Source organism: Rathayibacter sp. VKM Ac-2803, from assembly GCF_009807175.1.
Lineage (GTDB): Bacteria > Actinomycetota > Actinomycetes > Actinomycetales > Microbacteriaceae > Rathayibacter.
On sequence record NZ_WUCD01000001.1, the window covers coordinates 2,735,481 to 2,754,222 of the forward strand.

Genomic DNA, 18,742 nt, shown 5'->3' on the forward strand with positions numbered 1-18,742 from the left:
AGCCGAACGTGATCTCGCGAGCCGAGAGGTCGGCCCGCAGGTGAGCTACTTGCGCGCGGACTTCATGACGGTGCGGATGTGCAGCGTGTCCATCTCCTCGAGCGAGCGGCCCTTGGTCTCGGGCACGAACATGAAGACGAAGACGAACGAGAGCGCCGCGAAGGTCGCGTACAGGCCGTAGGCGAGGGTCAGGGAGACGTCCTGAGAGAGGATCGGGAACGTCACGGTGATCGCGAAGTTGGCGATCCACTGAGCCGAGGCGGCCAGGCCGAGAGCGGCGGCGCGGATGCGGTTCGGGAAGATCTCGCCGAGGAGCACCCAGACCAGCGGTCCCCAGGTCGCCCCGAAGAAGACGACGAAGGCGTTGGCCGAGACGAGGGCGATCGGGCCCCATGCGCCGGGCAGCGAGACGTCCTCGCCGCTGATCGTGGACTGGCTGAACGCGATCGCCATCAGCGCGAGCGAGATCGCCATGCCCGCGGAGCCGACCAGCAGCAGCGGCTTCCGGCCGACCTTGTCCACCAGGAAGATGGCGACGAAGGTGACGACGACGTTCACGACCGAGGTGAACACCGAGATCGCGAAGGAGTTGGACTCGTCGAAGCCGACCGCGCTCCAGAGCGAGGTCGAGTAGTAGAAGATCACGTTGATGCCGACGAACTGCTGGAACACCGACAGCAGGATGCCCACCCAGACGACCGGCAGGAGGCCCAGCGCCGGGCCGCGGAGGCTCGACTTCTGAGCGTTCTCGGCGTCCTCGTCGATCTTCTTCTGGATGTCGTTCAGGGCGTCATCGACCTCGTCACGCGGAGTGACGGTCGCGAGCACCTTGCGCGCCTCCTCCTTCTTGCCGCGGGTCGCGAGGTAGCGCGGCGACTCCGGGAGCGTGAGCGCGAGCAGACCGTAGATCACCGCGGGGACGGCGCAGGCGATGAACATCCAGCGCCAGGCGGCCACGCCGAACCAGTACGGCTCGGAGGCGCCGTCGGCACCGTTCGCGATCAGGGTGTCCGAGAGCAGCGCGGCGAAGATGCCGAGCGTGATCGCGAGCTGCTGGAGCGAGGCGAGGGCCCCGCGGATCGCCTTCGGGGCGATCTCGGAGATGTAGGTCGGCGCGATGACCGAGGCGATGCCGATGCCCAGGCCGCCGACGACGCGCCACAGCACGAGGTCCCAGACGGCGAAGGCGGCGCCCGCTCCGATCGAGGAGACGAGGAAGAGGACCGCGCCGAGCAGCATCACCTTGATGCGGCCCCAGCGGTCGGCCAGACGCCCGGCCAGGTAGGCGCCGAGCGCGCAGCCGAGCAGGGCGGACGCGACCGCGAAGCCGATCAGGGCGGCCGACAGCTCGAACTCGCCCTGCACCGCCTCGACCGCGCCGTTGACGACGGAGGAGTCGAAGCCGAAGAGAAATCCGCCGACCGCCGCCGCGATGGCGAGGCCGATCACCTTCCTCCGGAGTTTCGCCGCCGAGGGGTTCGGGGTGGTGTCAGATCGTCCGCTGGTCATGGTCGTCTCCGATTCTCGCCGCCGGTCGGGCGCTGGTCTCGCCCCGCTCCGGATCACAGGCACGTTACTCCCGGCTCGGAATCCACCGGGACGGGGTTGTGCTCCGCGCGATCCTCTTTCTCCTCCACAGTCCCCCGCCCAGCCGTCTTCTCCCCCGGTCGGGCCACAGGTCGGTCGCGGCGCGGCTCGCACGGCCAGGGTGGGCGCATGACCCCACCCCTCCTCCTCCGCCCGGGCGTGTTCCTGGTGCTCGCGCTGCTCGCTCCGATGCTCTGGACGCCGCCCGTCGCGGGGTTCTCGGTCGTCGCACCGTGGTCGGCGCCCGCTCACCGCTATGCGGCCGGGCACCGCGGGATCGATCTCGCGGCGCCGCCCGGAACCGCTGTCGTCGCGGTGGCGGCGGGGGTCGTGTCGTTCGCCGGTCCGGTGGTGGATCGCCCGGTGGTGAGCATCGAGCACGCTGACGGACTGGTGTCGAGCATCGAGCCGGTTCTCGCGACGGTGACGAAGGGACAGGCGGTCGCCGCAGGCGAGGCGATCGGAGTCGTCGGGGCCGGCGGGCACTGCGACGGGTCGTGCGTGCATCTCGGCGTGCGCGAGAACGGGGAGTACGTCTCGCCGATGCGGTTCTTCGGCGGCATTCCGAGGGCGGTGCTGCTGCCGATGGACGACCTCGCGTCAGGCGCGCGGGTGCGCGAGCCGGTAGGCCTCGCGGATGCGCTCGGTCGAGACGTGCGTGTAGATCTGCGTGGTGCCGAGGCTGGCGTGACCGAGCATCTCCTGCACGGCACGGAGGTCGGCGCCGCCGTCGAGGAGGTGGGTGGCGGCGGTGTGCCGGAGGGTGTGCGGGCCGGAGGGCCCGGAGCCCTGGCCGCCGTCGAGGAGTCGGGAGACGATTCCGTACACGGTGCGCGGAGTGAGGCGGGCGCCACGTCGGCCGAGGAGGAGGGCGTCGGTGCGCTCGGCTCCCGCCGTGACGAGGGTGGGGCGCGCGTTCTCGAGGTAGGAGACCAGCGCCTCCTTCGCGGGGACGCCGAAGGGGACGACGCGCTGCTTCGAGCCCTTGCCGGTGACGAGCACGGTGAGCCTGCTCAGGTCGAGGTCGGCCACGTCGATGGCGACCAGCTCGGAGACGCGGATCGCGGAGGCGTACAGCAGCTCGATGATCGCCAGGTCGCGGATCGCGATCGGGTCGTCGGTCGCCCCCTGCGCCGCGATGATGTCGATGACCTGCTCGGTCTGCGGCTGGGTGAGCACCCGCGGCAGCGACCGCCCACCCTTCGGGGTGCGCAGCCGTGCCGCGACATCCGTGGCGAGGCGCTCGGAGCGAAGCGCCCAGGAGGAGAAGGAGCGGACCGCGGCCGTGCGTCGGGCGAGCGTCGCCCTCGCCACTCCGGTCTGCGACTCGTGCCACAGCCAGTCGCGCAGCAGCTCGAGGTCGAGCTGCTGCAGGCGGTCGGCGTTCCTGGTCCTCGCGAACTCGACGAGCGTGGTGAGGTCGCCGCGATAGCCCTTCGCAGTGGCGGGTGAGAGCGAGCGCTCGTCGAGCACGTAGCGGAGGAAGTCGTCGACCGCCGCGGCGAGCGAATCGTCAGGCATCGGGCATCCGCGACCAGAGGTCGATGCGGCCCTGCTCGTCGAGCGCCTCGAGCTTCTCGATCAGGTCGGTGCCGAAGCGGGTCGCGAGCGGAGCCGTCGCGGTCGGGACGAGGGAGGTCGCGACGGTCTCGGGGTGGACGTGGACGAGCGAGAAGCTCTGGGCGCCGTCGATGCCGCGGAGCTCGCGCTCGGGAGCGCTGAGGTCCATCGTGTAGCTGGTCGCGCCGGCCACGAAGACGGGGACACCGGCGAAGGTCGCGGCCGTCGGGTAGTGCAGGTGCCCGCCGAGGATCGCGCGGACGTCGGTGCCGCGGATCACCTCCTCGAGGCGGTCCATCCCGCGGAGCTCGAGCACGATCATCGCGCCGAGCGGAGTCGGCAGCGGCGGGTGGTGCAGGGCGAGGACCGTGCCGAGCGGGGCCGGGGTCGCGAGCTCGTCGGCGAGCCTCTCGAGCTGGGCGTCGGTGAGCTCGCCGTGGTGGAAGCCGGGGACGGCGCTGTCGAGCGCGATGAGCCGGAGCCCGCCGAGGTCGACGACCTGGTCGATCGGGGCGTCGACTGCGCTGTCGCGCTCCTCGAGCAGGATGCGGCGGAAGGCGCGGCGCTCGTCGTGGTTGCCCATCACCCAGACGATCGGGCAATCGAAGCGGTCGCCCAGCGGGTCGAGGGCGGTACGGACGCGGCGGTACGCGTCCTCCTCCCCGCGGTCGGCGACATCGCCGGTCACGACGATCGCGTCGAGGGCTCCCCCGCGCTCCTCCAGCCGCTCGACGGCCTGCGCCAGGCGGGCGACGGTGTCGACCCGCCCGTACAGAGGTGCACCCTCCGCGAGGAAGTGCGTGTCGCTGAGGTGTGCGATGACGCGGTCGGCCGCCCTGAAGTGACCGAGCTGCGGCCTCGCCGTCCGTGCACTCTCGTCGCCCATGCCGCTCCCCTTCGCCGATGCGTCTTCAGCGTAGGGCGGACGACCGACACGGCCGGCGGGGCGCACGGTGCACGGACCACGAGCACCGCCGGCCAGCGCGCGGCGCACTTCCGTTTCACCGCGGCACTGCTCGCCACCCTCCGTCCTCGCCGCGGTCGACGAAGCCGTCGGCGAGGAGCGCCCCGAGCACGGAGAGCGCGTCGGCCACCGAGCAGCCCGCCTCGCGCGCGACCGACTCGGTGTCGTGCGCACCTCGCCCGCGCAGGGCGTCCATCAGCCGTGTCCCGGGCCCCGAGGGTTCTGCCGCTTCGACGCCCTGGTCTCGCACGCCCAGCAGTTCGAGGACGTCGGCCGTCGAGGTCACGCACGTCGCCGCGTACTCGCGGAGGAGACGGTGACAGCCCGCGGACGACGCACTCGTGACCGGTCCGGGAACCGTTCCCAGAGGGCGACCGAGCGCGGCCGCGTGCCCCGCGGTGTTCAGCGAACCGGAGCGAGCGCCGGCCTCGACGACCACCGTCGCGGCCGTCGACGCCGCGATCAGCCTGTTGCGCTGGAGGAATCGCCATCTCGTAGGTGTGGTGCCGGGCGGCACCTCCGTCACGACGGCGCTGCCCGGTGTCGCGATGATGCGGTGCAGCAGATCGGAGTGGGCGGTCGGATAGAGGCGATCGGCGCCGCCTGCGAGGAACGCGACAGTACGGCCGCCCGTTCCCAGGGCGGCGCGGTGCGCGACCGCATCGATCCCGAAGGCGCCGCCCGAGACGACGAGCACCCCGCGGTCGGCGGTTCCCGCGGCGAGCTCGGCGGCGACGTGCTCGCCGTAGCCGGTCGCAGCCCTCGCTCCGACGAGTGCGAGCCGGCGGGGCGTCACGAGGGCGGCGGAGTCACCGCGAATCCAGAGGACGAGCGGTGCATGGGGACCGAGGTCGTCCAGTGCCTCAGGCCATCCACTGGAACCCGGCACCAGCAGGTGCGCATCGAGCCGGTGGGCGATCTCGAGTCGTCGGCGGAGGAGCGCGCGGTCCACGCGGGGCCGCCACCGTCCGAGACCAGCGGAGAGTGCACTCAGCTCGAGTGGCGGCTCCTCGCTCGTCGCCAGGATGTCGGCGGCGGACGATGTGGTGATCACGTGGGCGAGGGCCGCGGCAGCCCCGATGCCGTCGATCAGCATCGCGGCGACCGCGTCTCCCGGCTCGGCGAGCGAGCTCCAGGCGGCGCGAGCCAGAACCTCGATCGGATCCGCCCCGGATCCCTCGGCGAGCAGAGGACGGACCGCGCGGATCTCGGTCCGGTCGAAGAGCTCGGCTGTGCGCATCACGCCGCACCTCCCCGCAGCACCAGTGCCCGGCCGAAGTGCGACGCCGTCGGTCGGTCGACGTCGTCGAGGTCGGCAAGCGTCCAGCCCAGGCGGAGGACGCGGTCGTAGCCGCGCATCGTCACGAGGCCCCGTTCGAGCGCGCGGTCGAGCACGCGCGATTCGCTCGCGGTCGGGCGGTACTCCGTCGAGCGGAGCCAGCTGCCGGCGACCTCGGCGTTGGTCGACCAGGGAGTCCGACGCCACCGTTCGGCGGCGCGGGCTCGAGCAGCGACGACACGAGCTCGCGCGTCCGCGGTCGAGAGACCCGGCTCGTCGCGACGAGCCGCCAGCTGGGCGGCGCCGATCCGGCGAACCGTCAAGCGGATGTCGACCCGGTCGAGCAGCGGACCGCTCAGTCGCGCGAGGTACCGGCGCCGCAAGGCCGGGGCACAGGTGCACGTCTCGCCCGGGATCCCGTGCCGACCGCACGGACACGGGTTCGCGGCGAGCACGAGCTGCACCCGAGCCGGGAACTCTGCGACGGCGTTCGCGCGGTGGATCCGGATCACCCCGGACTCGAGCGGCTGACGCAGCGCGTCCAGCGCAACGGCCGAAAACTCTGGAGCTTCATCGAGGAAGAGGATGCCGCGGGTGGCGCGCGCGACGGCGCCCGGCCGGATGCGTCCGCTGCCGCCTCCGACGATCGCCGCGGCGGATGCGGAGTGGTGTGGACTCTCGAACGGCGGCCGCCGGACGAGATCACCGCCGGTCGGTTCTCCGGTCAGCGAACGCATGCACGTCGCCTCCAGCGCCGCCTCGTCGTCGAGGTCGGGCAGGATGCCGGGCAGCCGCGACGCGAGCATCGTCTTGCCCGCGCCGGGCGGCCCGAGCAGGAACACGTGATGCCCACCCGCGGCCGCAGCGATCATCGCCTCCGCCGCCTCCTCATTGCCGATCACGTCGGAGAAGTCGAGCCGCGACTCCGGCCGGATCGGCGGCGCCGGCACCGCCGCCTCCGCGGGAAGCACCGGCACCTGCCACTCCGCACCGTGCCACACCGCGGCCGCCGCGAGCGAGGACACCGCGATCACCTCCACCCCGTCGACGAGTTCGGCCTCGAGCCGGTCGTCGGAGGGGACCATCACCCGCCGCCGCCCCTCGCGCGCCGCCGCGAGCACCGCGGGCAGCACCCCCGGCACCGACCGCAGCCGACCGTCGAGACCCAGCTCGCCCACGTGCACGACCGACGCGACCGACTCCGCATTCACCTCCCCCAGCGCCGCCAGGGCAGCGAGCCCGATCGCGAGATCGAACGCCGACCCGTGCTTCGGCATCGCCGCGGGCGACAGGTTCACCGTGATCTTGTACTCGGAGATGACGCTCCCGGAGTTGATCGCCGCCGACCGCACCCGCTCCTTCGCCTGCGACAGCGCCGCATCCGGCAGCCCGATGATCACCATCCCCGGCGTCCCGTCGGCCGAGTGCGCCTCCACCCCGACCACCGCACCCGTGAAGCCCACGAGACCGACCGATGACGTCCTCCCGATGCCCATCACGCCACCGCCCGCAGATGACGCACCTGCGTCGGCACGCCCTCCGGCGCGATGATCCCCACCGCGTCGATCCGCAGATGCCGTGACCGCTCGTGATGCTCGTGCGCCCACGCGTACGCCAACCGCCGCAGCCGCTGCGCCTTCGCCCGCGTGATCGCCTCCACCGGCAACCCGAACCGGCTCGAGGACCGCGTCTTCACCTCGACCACCACCAGCGCCGCACCCTCACGCGCCACGATGTCCAGCTCACCCTCCCGAACCCGCCAATTGCGATCCAGGATCTCGAAACCGTGCGCCCTCAAATGCTCCGCCGCGATCTCCTCGCCACGCCGCCCCAACTCGTCCTTATCCATGCAGAACCTCCCGCACGAAGGGTCGCGGAGGTGGCGGACGGCCGGGCGGGCCGGCAGGAGATCTCGGGAGGAGAGCCTTGGAACCGCAGCTGTGGAGGGGACCGGAAGTAGCGCGCTGGGCGAAACGGGTGCCTCGGGAAGGGCAGGCACCGCACGTTCACAGGGAGGTGGATCTCGATACGCCGCCTGCGGCGGCTACTCGATCAGCAGAGAGCTATTCCATCAGCGCGGATGGTGCATGCCGCGGCTCAGGAGCGACGAAAGCGCCCTACTCGTCGAGCGCCAGCTCCTTGGGCAGCTCGAACTCCTTGCGGGAGAGCTCCTCGACGTTGACGTCCTTGAAGGTCAGCACGCGGACCGACTTGACGAAGCGGTCGGAGCGGTAGACGTCCCAGACCCACACGTCGCGCATGGTCAGCTCGAAGTAGAAGTCGTGCTCGGTGTCGCGGCGGACCAGCTCGACCTCGTTCGCCAGGTAGAACCGGCGCTCGGTCTCGACGACGTACGAGAACTGCGAGACGACGTCGCGGTACTCCCGGTACAGTGCCAGCTCGACCTCGCGGTCGTAGTCCTCGAATTCGTCCTCATCCATCGTCCGTCAATCCTACGCCGGTGCGGAGGCGGCCTCCGCCGCGACGGCCTCGCGCGACTTCGACAGCCAGGTGACGCGGTGCAGCGGGGACGGGCCGACGCGCTCGAGGCCCGCCCAGTGCGCGGCGCTGCCGTACCCCTTGTTGCTGTCCCACGCGTAGTCGGCGAAGTCGTCGTGGTGGCGCACCATCTGGCCGTCGCGGCCGACCTTCGCGAGCACGGAGGCGGCCGAGACCGACGCGCAGTCGCGGTCGGCCTTGATCCGGGTCACGATCGTGAGCTCCGACGCCCAGGGGCCGAGAGCGGGGCTCAGCCAGTCGTGCTTGCCGTCCAGCAGCACGACGGCGGTGGCGAGATCCACGCCCTGGTCGACCAGGCGCTCGATGCCGCGCGAGGCGGCGCGGGCGAGTCCGGCGATGATCCCGGTCTCGTCGATCTCGTCGGCGGAGGACTCGCCGATGGCCCAGCCCGAGACCCACTTCACGACGCCCGGGAGCAGCGCCTCACGGCGCGCGGGGGCCAGCAGCTTGGAGTCGCGCAGTCCCTCCGGGAACCTGCCGCAGCGGCGGCCGATGGAGACGACTCCGACCGAGACGGGACCTGCGATCGCGCCGCGGCCGACCTCGTCGCAGCCGATGACGCTCTCGTAGCCCTGGCGGAACAGCCGGCGCTCGATCGTGAGGGTGGGGTCGGCGACGACCACCTAGCCCTCGCTGCTCTCGGTGTCGTCGGAGCTCTCCTCCGAGGCCTCGCTGTCGACGCCCTGGAACACGGACGGGTAGTCGTCGAGCCAGGCCCACTGCTCGATGGGCCAGGTGACGAGGATGGCGCGGCCGACGACGTTGTCGATCGGCACGAAGCCGCCACCGGGCTTGTCGGTGTTGTAGCGGGAGTCGGCGGAGTTGTAGCGGTTGTCGCCCATGACCCAGAGCGAGCCCTCGGGCACGGTGACGTCGAAGGGCGTCGCGGAGACCGCCTGCACGTCGTCGGGCAGCTTCACGTAGGGCTCGTCGATCGGGTTGCCGTTGATCTCGATCTGCCCGAGCGGGGTGCAGCAGGTGACGTGGTCGCCCGGGAGGCCGATCACGCGCTTGATCAGGTGGTCGTTGCTGTCGGGGGCCGTGAGGCCGACGATCGCGAGGGCGGAGTCGACGGCCGCCTGGAACGCGGGGACCTGCGGCTCGATGGTCGGCGAGAGCCAGCCGCCCGGATCGCGGAAGACGACGACGTCTCCGCGGGAGATCGGGACGACTGCGGGCACCAGCTCGTTGACGAGGATGCGGTCGTTCTCGATCAGCGTCTGCTCCATCGACGACGACGGGATGTAGAACGAGCGGATCAGGAACGTCTTCACGAGGAAGGAGACGAGCACCGCGACGACGACGATGATCAGCACATCGCGGAGGAAGAGGAGGAAACCCCGGCGTCGGCGCGGGCGGCGGGACTCCCCCGGCTCTGCGGAGTGGCGGGCGTGCTCACCGTCGCCGGGGAGGCGGACCGGGGTCGTGCTGTCTGTCATCGCTGGCGTGGCCCCTCAGGTGCTTCTGACTGCTGGGCCTCTCGGCGCGGTGGTTCTCAGGGCCGTGCCTCTCAGCACGGCACGTTCCGGCGAGCGGCCGGATGAGGTGCGACACCGGGCCGGAATCCCGAGCGGGATCGACCCCGGAAACGAGTCGAACCCCGGTCCCATTGTAGAGGGACCGGGGTTCGCGACGTTCTGTGCGGGGACCGCTTAGGAGCGCTTCTCCTTGATCTTGGCCTTCTTGCCGCGGAGGTTGCGCAGGTAGTACAGCTTCGCGCGACGCACGTCACCGCGGGTGACGACCTCGATGTGGTCGATCACCGGGGAGTGCACCGGGAAGGTGCGCTCGACGCCGACCTGGAAGCTGACCTTGCGGACCGTGAAGGTCTCGCGGACGCCCTCGTTGGAGCGGCCGATGACGACGCCCTGGAAGACCTGGATGCGCGAGCGCGAGCCCTCGACGATGTTGACGTGGACCTTGACGGTGTCGCCGGCGCGGAAGTCGGGGATGTCGGTCCGGAGGGACGCCGCATCGACGGAATCGAGGATGTGCATGGTGTATCGCTCTCCGTGCCCGCCACAGGTCGAGCACCGTTTCGTTGAATGGGAGTCGGTGCGTGCCCGCGTCGTGGCGGCTCCCCTGTGGCAGAGCCTGCGCGAGGCACAAGCGCTTATTCTGTCACGCCGCGCGAGTCGGCGTCAAAGCCGGAGGTGCACCGCCTCAGAGGACGAGGGTCTGCCCGTCCTGCGGGCGCTCCGGGTCGAAGCCGTCGCCGACGACGGCCGGGTGCGGGGCCGTCTCAGCCGACGTCGCCTCGGCGAACGCGAGGAGGGTGGCCCGCGCGTCGTGGAGGAAGCGCCACGTCGAGTGCCAGAAGGCGACGACCCCGAGCAGTACCGAGAGCAGCCCGATCGCCCAGGCGCCGGGAGGGAAGAACCCGAACGCGATCAGGGAGGCGTGCCAGGCGCCGAGAGCGGCGACATCGCCCCACGCCGGGGTCCGCGTCGGCCGCACAGTCACCCGGAAAGAGACGATGCCGGCCACGACCGCCAGGCTGACCGCCAGAATGGGGAGGGCGACGACGAGACCGAGGACGGTCCACCCGCTCGATCCCCCGAAGAGTCCGTACCCGAGGAGGATCCACAGGGGCAGGACGATCGCGGCCGGATACTGCCAGGAACCGAAAGCCCGTCGCGTGCGCATGCACCGACCGTACCCACGACCGCTGAACAACGCCTCAGCGACTCCCGAGAGGATCAGGATGATCGAGCTACGCACCCCCGCCGAGATCGAGGAGATGCGCCCCGCCGGCCGTTTCGTCGCCGAGGTCCTCCGGGCGACGGCCGCCGCCGCCGGAGTGGGTGTGAACCTCCTCGAACTCGACCGCCTGGCCCACGACATGATCCGCAGCGCCGGTGCCGAGTCGTGCTACATCGACTACCACCCCTCCTTCGGCGCCAGCCCGTTCGGCAAGGTGCTCTGCACCTCGGTCAACGACGCCGTGCTGCACGGCCTGCCGTTCGACTACCGCCTGCGCGACGGCGACCTGCTGACCCTCGACTTCGCGGCGTCCGTCGACGGCTGGGTCGCCGACTCCGCCCTGAGCGTCGTCGTCGGCACCCCGCGCGCCGAGGACCTGGCCCTGATCGACACGACGACCCGCGCGCTCGACGCCGGCATCGCCGCCGCACGCCCGGGCGGCAAGATCGGCGACATCTCGGCCGCGATCGCCGCCGTGGCCCGCGCCGAGGGACTCTCGATCAACACCGACTTCGGCGGGCACGGCGTCGGACGGACGATGCACGGCGACCCGCACATCGCGAACGACGGACGCGCCGGCCGCGGCTACCCGCTGCGCCCGGGCCTCGTGGTCGCCATCGAGCCGTGGTTCCTGCAGTCGACCGACAAGATCTTCACCGACAAGGACGGCTGGACCCTCCGCAGCCGCGACGGCTCGCGCGGGGCTCACATGGAGCACACGATCGCGATCACCGAGACGGGCGTCGAGGTGCTGACGGCGCGCAGCTGACCGTTCGGCTCGCAGGAACCGCTTCGGCTCGCAGGAATCCGCAGTTCCTGCGAGCCGAACGTGCTTCTGCGACCCGGAGGTCGTCGGGCCCGCATCCCGGGCTCGTCGGATCGAGTTCGGCTCGTCAGAATCGGCGGTTTCTGCGAGCCGAATGGGATTCCGCGAGCCGGAGGTGCGCGTGGTGGACAGCGGCACTATCGGATAGTCATACTCTCTGTATGCGCATCTCCGAGCTCAGCGAGGCCAGCGGCATCAGCGTGGCGACGATCAAGTACTACATCCGCGAGGGGATCCTCGCCCCCGGCCTCCCCTCCGGTCCGCAACGGGCCGACTACGGCGACGGGCACCTCGCGCGGCTGCGGCTCCTGCGGGCGCTGATCGAGAGCGGCGGAGTCGGCATCGCCGGCGCCAAGCGCATCACCACCGTGCTCGACCGCGGAGATCCGCCCTCGGTCGCGTTCGAGGTCGCGCAGGACGTCGTCTCGGCGAACGCCGACTCGGCGACACCTGCGTCGGCGGAGGCGGTGGACCGCGTCCGCTCGCTGGTCGGCGAGGACGTCTGCGGACACCCCGCGGTCGCCACGGCGGCGCGCGCGCTCGACGCTCTCGAGGTGTCAGGCGGCGCGATGACCCCGGCGTGGCTCGAGAGCTACGCGGAGGCGGCCCGGATCGTCGCCCGCGCCGATCTCGACGAGCTCGAGGCCCGGACGAGCGTCAGCGAGCAGGCGTCGATCGCCGCCGTCGGCACGGCGATGGGCGACGTGGTGCTGCAGTCGCTGCGCCGGATCGCGCAGGCGACCGAGACGAAGGCCCGCTTCGGCGCGGGAGCCGGACGGTGAGCGTCGCGACCACGCGGCTCGCAGCGAGCAGCGCCTCCGGACGACCCGCACCGCACCGGCCGCTGCTCGCTCTGGCGATCGTGACGGCGATCGGCGCCGCTCTCTGCGTCGTCGCCCTGGTCGTCGACCCTCGCGAGCTCGGCGGGCAGCCGCTCTGGGCGAAGCCGCTCAAGTTCTGCCTCTCGATCGCGGTGTACTCGGTGACCCTCGCCTGGCTGATCGGCCTCCTCCCCCGCCGCCGGCGACTCGCCTCCGCGCTCGGGACCGTCGCCGTGGTCGGACTGGTGATCGAGATGGTGATCATCGCAGGTGCGGCCGCCGTCGGGGAGACCAGCCACTTCAACGTCTCGACTCCGCTGCACACGGCGATGTGGAGCGCGATGGCCGTCTCGATCGTGGTCGTCTGGCTGGTGACCGTCGTGCTCGCGGCGCTGCTCGTGCGGGTGCCGCTGCCGGATCCGGCCCTCACGCTGGCCGTCCGCGCGGGCCTCGTGATCGGCCTCGTCGGCATGGCGCTCGCGTTCCTGATGACGGGTCCGACGGCGTCGCAGCTCTCGGACTACCAGGGGATCGCCGGTGCCCACGCGGTCGGCGTCGACGACGGCGGAGCGGGCCTCCCCCTGCTCGGCTGGAGCACCACCGGCGGCGACCTGCGGATCCCGCACTTCGTCGGCATGCACGCCCTTCAGGGGCTCCCGCTGCTGGCGATCGGTCTCGACCGCCTCGCGCCGCGGGTGCGGAGGCTGCGGAGCGCGACGACGCGCCTCCGCCTGGTCGCGATCGCCTCGATCGCGTGGGCCGCCGTGGTCGCACTGACCTGCTGGCAGGCCCTGCGCGGCCAGTCCATAGCGACTCCCGATGCCCTCACCCTCGCCGTCGGCGGAGTGGTCGCCGCGCTGCTCGTCGGGAGCACCGTCGCGGCACTGGTTCAGCGACAGGAGGCGGCTCGATGAGTGCGCTCCGTCGCGGCTGGACGCCGCTCGCCCTGATCTACCTGGTGCTGGCGATCGCCGGCCTCGTCGGCACGTGGACGTGGAACATCCGCGCCGTGCTCGAGAGCGTCGACTTCCTCGGCGATCTCACCCGAGGCGGCCCCGCGGTGTCGTCGATCACGACCGACCTGCTCATCGTGGCCATCGCGGCCGTCGCGTTCATGGTCGTCGAGGGGCGCCGCGTCGGGATGCGCCGCGTGTGGGTCCTGGTGCTGCTCGCACCGCTGGTCGCGCTGGCGTTCGCTTTCCCGCTGTTCCTCGCGCTGCGAGAGCGCCACCTGGCGCTGAGGGCGGGGCCGGAGGACTAGGGCAGCAGCTCGGGACGGACGCGGCGGGTCCGCTCGACGCTCTGCTCGTGGCGCCACGCGGCGATGGCTCCGTGGTTGCCGCTGAGCAGCACCGGAGGGACGTCGAGTCCGCGCCACGACGCCGGCTTGGTGTAGCTCGGGTACTCGAGCAGGCCGTCGGAGTGGCTCTCCTCGACGAGGCTCGCGGGATTGCCGACGACGCCCGGGACGAGCCGTCCGAGGGCCTCGATCATCGCCATCACGGCGACCTCGCCGCCGTTGAGCACGTAGTCGCCGAGGCTGATCAGCCGCACGCGCGCTCGCGAGGCGGTGTGGTCGACGACGCGCTGGTCGATGCCCTCGTAGCGGCCGCAGCCGAAGACGATGGACGACTCCAGGGCGAGCTCGCGGGCGGTCGCCTGGGTGAAGAGCTCGCCGGCGGGCGACGGGAAGACGACGACGGGGTCGACCGCAGGGTCGACGAGGGCGTCGAGCGCCTCACCCCACGGCTCGGGCCGCATGACCATGCCGGCACCGCCTCCGTAGGGCGTGTCGTCGACGGTGCGGTGCCGGTCGTGGGTGAAGGAGCGCAGGTCGTGCACGCCGAGCTCGATCAGCCCGCTCTGACGCGCACGCCCGAGCAGGCTGATGTCGAGCACTCCGAAGAACTCGGGGAAGATCGTGACGATGTCGATCTTCACGACCGGGGCTCCTCCTGAGCGGTGGCATCAACGGTCTCGATCTCGTCGACCGGAGCGGCCTCGTCGGCCGGCTCCTGCGCGGTGAGCGCCGGATCGGCGAGGTCCACGCCGGAGAGATCGATCTCGGCAGGCTCCTCCTCGGGCGCCTCCTCGAAGAGGCCGATCGGAGGGGTGACGGTGACGACGCCGGCGACGGGATCGATGGACGGCACGATCGCGTTCACGAACGGCACCATCACCTCGCCCGCGGGGGTCGCGACGATCAGCAGATCCTGCGCCGGGAAGTGGTCGACGCGGCGGACCGTGCCCACCTCGACTCCGTCGCGGACGACCTTCAGGCCGACGAGCTGGTAGTCGTACCAGCTGTCGTCGTCGCCCGGCTCGGTCTGCAGGTCCTCGTCGATCCAGAGGATCGCCTTGAGGAGGGTCTCGGCCGCACTGCGGTCCTCGATGCCCTTGAAGAAGGCGACGGCGTGGCTGTTGTACCAGCGGAGCTCGACGAGCTCGAGCTTCTTGCCGTGCCACTCGGAGGTGCGGGGCACCTGGAGCGTGAAGGAGGCGCCGGGCGTGAAGCGCTTGTCGGGCTCGTCCGTGTAGAGCTCGAGCTTGATCGCGCCCTTGAGCCCGTGGGCCTTGGTCAATCGGGCGACGCGGAGCTGCGTCGTGCCCGTCTCGGGGATCGACACCTCTACTTGTCGGTGTCGACGACGTCGACGCGCACGCGACGCCCGTCGGCGAGAGCGGCGACCAGGGTGCGGACGGCCTTGGCGGTGCGGCCGGAACGTCCGATCACGCGGCCGAGGTCCTCGGGGTGCACGCGCACCTCGAGGACCTCTCCGCGTGGGGAGCTCGCAGCCACGACACGGACCTCATCGGGGTTCTCGACGATCCCCTTGACGAGGTGTTCGACGGCAGGAGCGAGCATCGACTACGCCTCGGTGGAGGTCTCGTCGGCGGCGTCGGCCTCGGGCGCGGCGACCTTGGCCGGAGCCTCGGACTTCGGCTTGAGGACGGGCTTCTTCTTGGCGTCGATGACGTAGGGAGCCTTGGGCTCCTTGACCTTGACGGTGCTGACGGCGTCGGCGTCGCCCTTGAAGCGGCCCCAATCGCCGGTCAGCTTGAGGATCGCGGCGACCTGCTCGGTCGGCTGCGCGCCGACTCCGAGCCAGTACTGCGCGCGCTCCGAGTCGACCTGGATGAACGAGGGCTCCTCGGTCGGGTGGTACTTGCCGATCTCCTCGATCACGCGGCCGTCGCGCTTGGTGCGCGAGTCGGCGACGACGATGCGGTAGTAGGGCGCTCGGATCTTGCCGAGGCGCTTCAGACGAATCTTGACAGCCACAATTCTCCTGTGTGGTCGTTGACCAGATGATGGTCGGTGATGGATGAACTGAGCCGTGAGCGTGGGGGCACACCCGGCCGGAAGCTCGAGGGGGTTTCGTCGGCGGTGAGTAGAGGGTCGACCGCCTCGGACCCGACGGATCATTCTGCCAGAAAAACGCCCGGTCTGCGGGCCCGACACCCGAGCACATGCTGCGGGAGCCGCTGAGCGCCGCCGGGAGCGCGTCGGAGGCGTCGCCCGGGTACCGGATGCGAGGATGTCCACGCGCGCCCCGACCCTGCGGGCGCCGGATCGACGAGGACGCCGTCATGGAGATCAGCTTCGCCCCCTCCGCCCGCTCGACCCTCGGGATCGAGTGGGAGGTCGCCATCGTCGACCGCGAGACCGGCGACCTCGCCAACGTCGCGGATGTCGTGCTCGAGGCTCTCCGCGGCGACGACGGCGAACCGCATCCGCAGATCACCGGCGAGCTCCTGCGCAACACGGTCGAGCTCGTGTCCGGAGTCCACGACACGGTGCGCGATGCCGTCGCCGACCTGCAGGACCAGCTGCGGCAGGTGCGCGAGATCACCGACCCGATGGGGCTCGACCTCGTCTGCTCGGGGACGCATCCGTTCGCGCAGTGGTACGACCAGAGCATCACCGACAAGGAGCGCTACCACCGGCTCATCGACCGGACCCAGTGGTGGGGCCGCAACATGATGATCTGGGGCATCCACGTGCACGTCGGCATCGAGGATCGCGACAAGGTCCTCGCCATCCTCAACTCGCTGCTCGACTACTACCCGCACCTGCAGGCGCTCTCGGCGTCGAGCCCGTTCTGGGGCGGGGTCGACACGGGCTACGCGTCGAACCGCGCGCTGATGTTCCAGCAGCTGCCGACCGCCGGGCTGCCTCCGCAGTTCGGCGCCTGGGCGAACTACGAGGAGTACGTCGACGACATGATGCGCACCGGCGTCATCGACGACCACACGGAGGTGCGCTGGGACGTCCGCCCGTCGCCGCAGTGGGGCACGCTCGAGATGCGGGCCTGCGACGGGTTGTCGTCCGCGGAGGAGATCGGAGCGGTCGCTGCGCTCATCCAGTGCCTGGTCGAGCACCTCTCGACGCGGCTCGACGCCGGCGAGGACCTGCCGACGATGCAGCCCTGGTACGTGCGCGAGAACAAGTGGCGGGCGGCCAGGTACGGACTCGACGCCGAGATCATCCTCGACGCGGCAGGGGCCGAGCGCCTCGTCACCGACGACATCCGCGCTCTGCTGCAGACCCTCGCCCCCGTCGCCGAGCGGCTCGACTGCGCGAAGGAGCTCGCCGACGTCGAGCTGATCCTCGTCGCCGGTGCGAGCTACCAGCGGCAGCTGCGGACCGCCGCCGAGAACGACGGCGACCTCAGGGCCGTCGTCCGGGCGCTGGCGGGCGAGCTGCGCGACGGACTCCGGGACCCTCGGGCATGAGGCGCGCGGGCGTGCCGTCGGCGGTGGCGCTGCTCGGGGTGCTCGCTCTCGCGGGATGCTCGGCGGCGCTCCCGGCGGCGACCGCCGATGCGACCACCACGGCTCGTCCGAGCGAGAGCGCGAGTACGGGCGCCGATCCGGAGCGGCTCCTGCCGGGCACGCCGATCCCGGCTGGATCGCGCATCACGGTCGTCGGCGACAGCATCGTGCGGGGCTACGGGCTCGAGCCCGAGGCGGCCTGGCCGATCCTCGCGGGCGACGCGTTCGGCTGGAGCGTCACCAACCTCGGCTGCGACGGCGGCGGATTCGTGCAGCCCGGCGCGTGCGGCGAGCCGATCGGCGACCGCGGCGAGGAGATCGCCGGAACGGATCCCGATGTGGTCGTCGTCATCGCGAGCAGCAACGACCTCGGCTCCCCGAGCGATGTGGTGACCGACGCGATCCCTCCGGCCGTCGCGGCGATCGCGGACGCGGTGCCCTCGGCCCGGCTGATCGCGCTCGACTCGGTCTGGGGGCCGGATCCGCGCCCCGCCGACCTCGACGCGTACGACGCGGCCCTCGTCGCGGCCGTGACCGCGGCGGGGGGCACCGCCCTGGAGTACCCGGACCCGCTGCGGGCGGACGGGCTCCTCGCGGCGGACGGGGTGCACCCCACCGAGGCCGGTCAGCTCGCCCTCGCCGAGGCGTTCGCGCTGGCGATCGAGAAGGCCGGGCTCTCGGAGGCTGCGCCCACCGACGTGCGGGCGACGGACGCGCCGGACTGAGCCCGCTCCGACAGCGGAGGGGGCTCGCACGCCCTCGGCGCACGGCCCCATCAGCCGGCGACGCGTCAGGCGTTCTTGCCGTCGCGCCAGGACAGGAGCTCGCGCACCGGCGCGAGATCGATGTCCGGACCGGTGATGCCGAGGGTGAAGAGGCGCGCGCCGAGCTCGAACTGCTCGTCGAGCACACCGAAGGAGGCGTCGCCGACTCCGCCGCGCACGCTCGCGCCGGTCGAGATCTCGATGGCGGCCATGTCGCGGTCGACGCGGCCGCACCACTCCGACAGCACGCCGAGCTTGCGCTCGAGCGTCGGGACGTCGGAGAAGCTGTGCCAGATGTCGGCGTGCTCGGCGACGATGCGCAGCGTCTTCTTCTCGCCGCCTCCGCCGATCATCACGGGGATGTCGCGGGTGGGAGCCGGGTTGAGCTTCTCCCAGCGGCTGCGGATGCGCGGCATCGCCTCGGACAGCTCGTCGAGGCGAGAGCCGGCCGTGCCGAACTCGTAGCCGTACTCCTGGTAGTCGCGCTCGAACCAGCCGGAGCCGATGCCGAAGATCAGGCGACCCTCCGCGCCCTTGGCGCTGATGTGGTCGACGGTGCGGGCCATGTCGGCGAGCAGATCGGGGTTGCGGTAGCTGTTGCAGGTCACGAGCGGGCCGAACTCGATCCTGCTGGTCTGCTCGGCCCAGGCGGCGAGCATGCTCCAACCCTCGAAGTGCAGGCCGTCGGGCTCGCCCGACAGGGGGAAGAAGTGATCCCAGTTGAAGGCGATGTCCACGCCCATGTCCTCGATCTCGGCGAGCGTGTCGCGGATGACCTCGTAGGGGACGTGCTGGGGGGCGATCTGGACGCCGATGCGGACGGGGCGCGCGGGTGCGGTTGTCATGCCTTCACGCTAGACCTCGAGGGTGACGGGGAAGGGGTGCACTTCATCTCTCGGGCGGAGCCTTTTCCTCGCTGATCGAGTAGCCCGCGCAGCGGGC

Annotated in this window: 22 protein-coding genes and 1 pseudogene; 7 read left to right on the forward strand and 16 right to left on the reverse strand. The window is 71.3% G+C overall.

Annotated elements, in window-relative coordinates; genetic code table 11:
• Window positions 1-45: 45 nt before the first annotated feature.
• Window positions 46-1,509, reverse strand: coding sequence for a sugar porter family MFS transporter (locus tag GRS96_RS12790; protein ID WP_159853900.1), 1,464 nt, complete (start codon window positions 1,507-1,509; stop codon window positions 46-48).
• Between the two features lie 267 nt (window positions 1,510-1,776).
• On the opposite strand from GRS96_RS12790, the pseudogene GRS96_RS12795 reads away from it, so the two are divergent.
• Window positions 1,777-2,118: pseudogene (locus GRS96_RS12795) on the forward strand (peptidoglycan DD-metalloendopeptidase family protein); the annotation flags it as partial.
• Window positions 2,119-2,187: 69 nt separating this feature from the next.
• Here GRS96_RS12795 and GRS96_RS12800 read toward each other — a convergent pair.
• The 10 genes from GRS96_RS12800 to GRS96_RS12845 form a co-directional block, all read right to left on the reverse strand.
• Complete coding sequence (locus GRS96_RS12800) at window positions 2,188-3,108, reverse strand: tyrosine recombinase XerC (protein ID WP_159988654.1); 921 nt, start codon at window positions 3,106-3,108, stop codon at window positions 2,188-2,190.
• Complete coding sequence (locus tag GRS96_RS12805; protein WP_159988655.1) at window positions 3,101-4,033, reverse strand: phosphodiesterase; 933 nt, start codon at window positions 4,031-4,033, stop codon at window positions 3,101-3,103. The genes GRS96_RS12800 and GRS96_RS12805 overlap by 8 nt, the downstream gene beginning before the upstream one ends.
• A gap of 115 nt (window positions 4,034-4,148) precedes the next feature.
• Window positions 4,149-5,351 carry a DNA-processing protein DprA gene (gene dprA, locus GRS96_RS12810; protein ID WP_159989323.1) on the reverse strand — a complete coding sequence of 401 codons (1,203 nt, stop codon included), beginning with the start codon at window positions 5,349-5,351 and terminating at the stop codon, window positions 4,149-4,151.
• Entirely contained in the window at window positions 5,351-6,886 is a 1,536-nt protein-coding gene (locus GRS96_RS12815; protein WP_159988656.1) for a YifB family Mg chelatase-like AAA ATPase, read from the reverse strand. Before GRS96_RS12815 ends, dprA begins: the two co-directional genes overlap by 1 nt.
• Complete coding sequence (locus tag GRS96_RS12820) at window positions 6,886-7,239, reverse strand: YraN family protein (RefSeq protein ID WP_159988657.1); 354 nt, start codon at window positions 7,237-7,239, stop codon at window positions 6,886-6,888. Before GRS96_RS12820 ends, GRS96_RS12815 begins: the two co-directional genes overlap by 1 nt.
• Before the next feature lie 268 nt (window positions 7,240-7,507).
• Window positions 7,508-7,831: a DUF2469 family protein gene (locus GRS96_RS12825; RefSeq protein ID WP_056044100.1), complete on the reverse strand. Its 324-nt coding sequence runs from the start codon at window positions 7,829-7,831 to the stop codon at window positions 7,508-7,510.
• Window positions 7,832-7,843: 12 nt separating this feature from the next.
• The gene (locus tag GRS96_RS12830; RefSeq protein ID WP_159853949.1) at window positions 7,844-8,533 is read right to left on the reverse strand and encodes a ribonuclease HII; all 690 of its coding nucleotides are present in this window, start codon (window positions 8,531-8,533) and stop codon (window positions 7,844-7,846) included.
• Entirely contained in the window at window positions 8,534-9,349 is an 816-nt protein-coding gene (gene lepB / locus GRS96_RS12835) for a signal peptidase I (RefSeq protein WP_159988658.1), read from the reverse strand. It lies immediately after the preceding gene.
• A 213-nt stretch (window positions 9,350-9,562) separates the two neighbouring features.
• Window positions 9,563-9,907 carry a 50S ribosomal protein L19 gene (rplS, locus tag GRS96_RS12840; RefSeq protein WP_085475685.1) on the reverse strand — a complete coding sequence of 115 codons (345 nt, stop codon included), beginning with the start codon at window positions 9,905-9,907 and terminating at the stop codon, window positions 9,563-9,565.
• 166 nt (window positions 9,908-10,073) lie between these two features.
• Window positions 10,074-10,556 (reverse strand): hypothetical protein, encoded by a 483-nt coding sequence (locus GRS96_RS12845; protein ID WP_159988659.1) that lies wholly within the window; start codon window positions 10,554-10,556, stop codon window positions 10,074-10,076.
• Window positions 10,557-10,614: 58 nt separating this feature from the next.
• Here GRS96_RS12845 and map point away from each other — a divergent pair, with 58 nt between their 5' ends.
• The 4 genes from map to GRS96_RS12865 all read left to right on the forward strand — a co-directional run bounded on the left by map (window position 10,615) and on the right by GRS96_RS12865 (window position 13,521).
• Window positions 10,615-11,382 carry a type I methionyl aminopeptidase gene (gene map / locus GRS96_RS12850; protein WP_159988660.1) on the forward strand — a complete coding sequence of 256 codons (768 nt, stop codon included), beginning with the start codon at window positions 10,615-10,617 and terminating at the stop codon, window positions 11,380-11,382.
• A gap of 218 nt (window positions 11,383-11,600) precedes the next feature.
• Window positions 11,601-12,221 (forward strand): MerR family transcriptional regulator, encoded by a 621-nt coding sequence (locus tag GRS96_RS12855; protein WP_159853957.1) that lies wholly within the window; start codon window positions 11,601-11,603, stop codon window positions 12,219-12,221.
• Window positions 12,218-13,174, forward strand: a complete 957-nt coding sequence (locus tag GRS96_RS12860; protein WP_159988661.1) for a hypothetical protein — start codon at window positions 12,218-12,220, stop codon at window positions 13,172-13,174. Before GRS96_RS12855 ends, GRS96_RS12860 begins: the two co-directional genes overlap by 4 nt.
• Complete coding sequence (locus tag GRS96_RS12865) at window positions 13,171-13,521, forward strand: DUF2834 domain-containing protein (RefSeq protein ID WP_159988662.1); 351 nt, start codon at window positions 13,171-13,173, stop codon at window positions 13,519-13,521. The genes GRS96_RS12860 and GRS96_RS12865 overlap by 4 nt, the downstream gene beginning before the upstream one ends.
• Here the strand turns inward: GRS96_RS12865 and trmD are convergent.
• The 4 genes from trmD to rpsP are packed head-to-tail and all read right to left on the reverse strand — an operon-like array spanning window position 13,518 to window position 15,543.
• Window positions 13,518-14,201 (reverse strand): tRNA (guanosine(37)-N1)-methyltransferase TrmD, encoded by a 684-nt coding sequence (gene trmD, locus GRS96_RS12870; RefSeq protein ID WP_159988663.1) that lies wholly within the window; start codon window positions 14,199-14,201, stop codon window positions 13,518-13,520. The genes GRS96_RS12865 and trmD overlap by 4 nt on opposite strands.
• Complete coding sequence (gene rimM, locus GRS96_RS12875; protein WP_159988664.1) at window positions 14,198-14,887, reverse strand: ribosome maturation factor RimM; 690 nt, start codon at window positions 14,885-14,887, stop codon at window positions 14,198-14,200. The genes trmD and rimM overlap by 4 nt, the downstream gene beginning before the upstream one ends.
• A 2-nt stretch (window positions 14,888-14,889) precedes the next feature.
• Window positions 14,890-15,126: an RNA-binding protein gene (locus GRS96_RS12880; protein ID WP_056044115.1), complete on the reverse strand. Its 237-nt coding sequence runs from the start codon at window positions 15,124-15,126 to the stop codon at window positions 14,890-14,892.
• 3 nt (window positions 15,127-15,129) lie between these two features.
• Window positions 15,130-15,543: a 30S ribosomal protein S16 gene (gene rpsP / locus GRS96_RS12885; protein WP_159853967.1), complete on the reverse strand. Its 414-nt coding sequence runs from the start codon at window positions 15,541-15,543 to the stop codon at window positions 15,130-15,132.
• Between the two features lie 308 nt (window positions 15,544-15,851).
• Here rpsP and GRS96_RS12890 point away from each other — a divergent pair, with 308 nt between their 5' ends.
• Both GRS96_RS12890 and GRS96_RS12895 read left to right on the forward strand, forming a co-directional pair.
• Window positions 15,852-16,997: a glutamate--cysteine ligase gene (locus GRS96_RS12890; RefSeq protein ID WP_159988665.1), complete on the forward strand. Its 1,146-nt coding sequence runs from the start codon at window positions 15,852-15,854 to the stop codon at window positions 16,995-16,997.
• Entirely contained in the window at window positions 16,994-17,761 is a 768-nt protein-coding gene (locus GRS96_RS12895) for an SGNH/GDSL hydrolase family protein (RefSeq protein ID WP_159988666.1), read from the forward strand. The genes GRS96_RS12890 and GRS96_RS12895 overlap by 4 nt, the downstream gene beginning before the upstream one ends.
• A gap of 65 nt (window positions 17,762-17,826) precedes the next feature.
• Here GRS96_RS12895 and GRS96_RS12900 read toward each other — a convergent pair whose 3' ends face one another.
• Window positions 17,827-18,645, reverse strand: coding sequence for an LLM class F420-dependent oxidoreductase (locus GRS96_RS12900; protein WP_159853973.1), 819 nt, complete (start codon window positions 18,643-18,645; stop codon window positions 17,827-17,829).
• Between the last annotated feature and the right edge of the window lie 97 nt (window positions 18,646-18,742).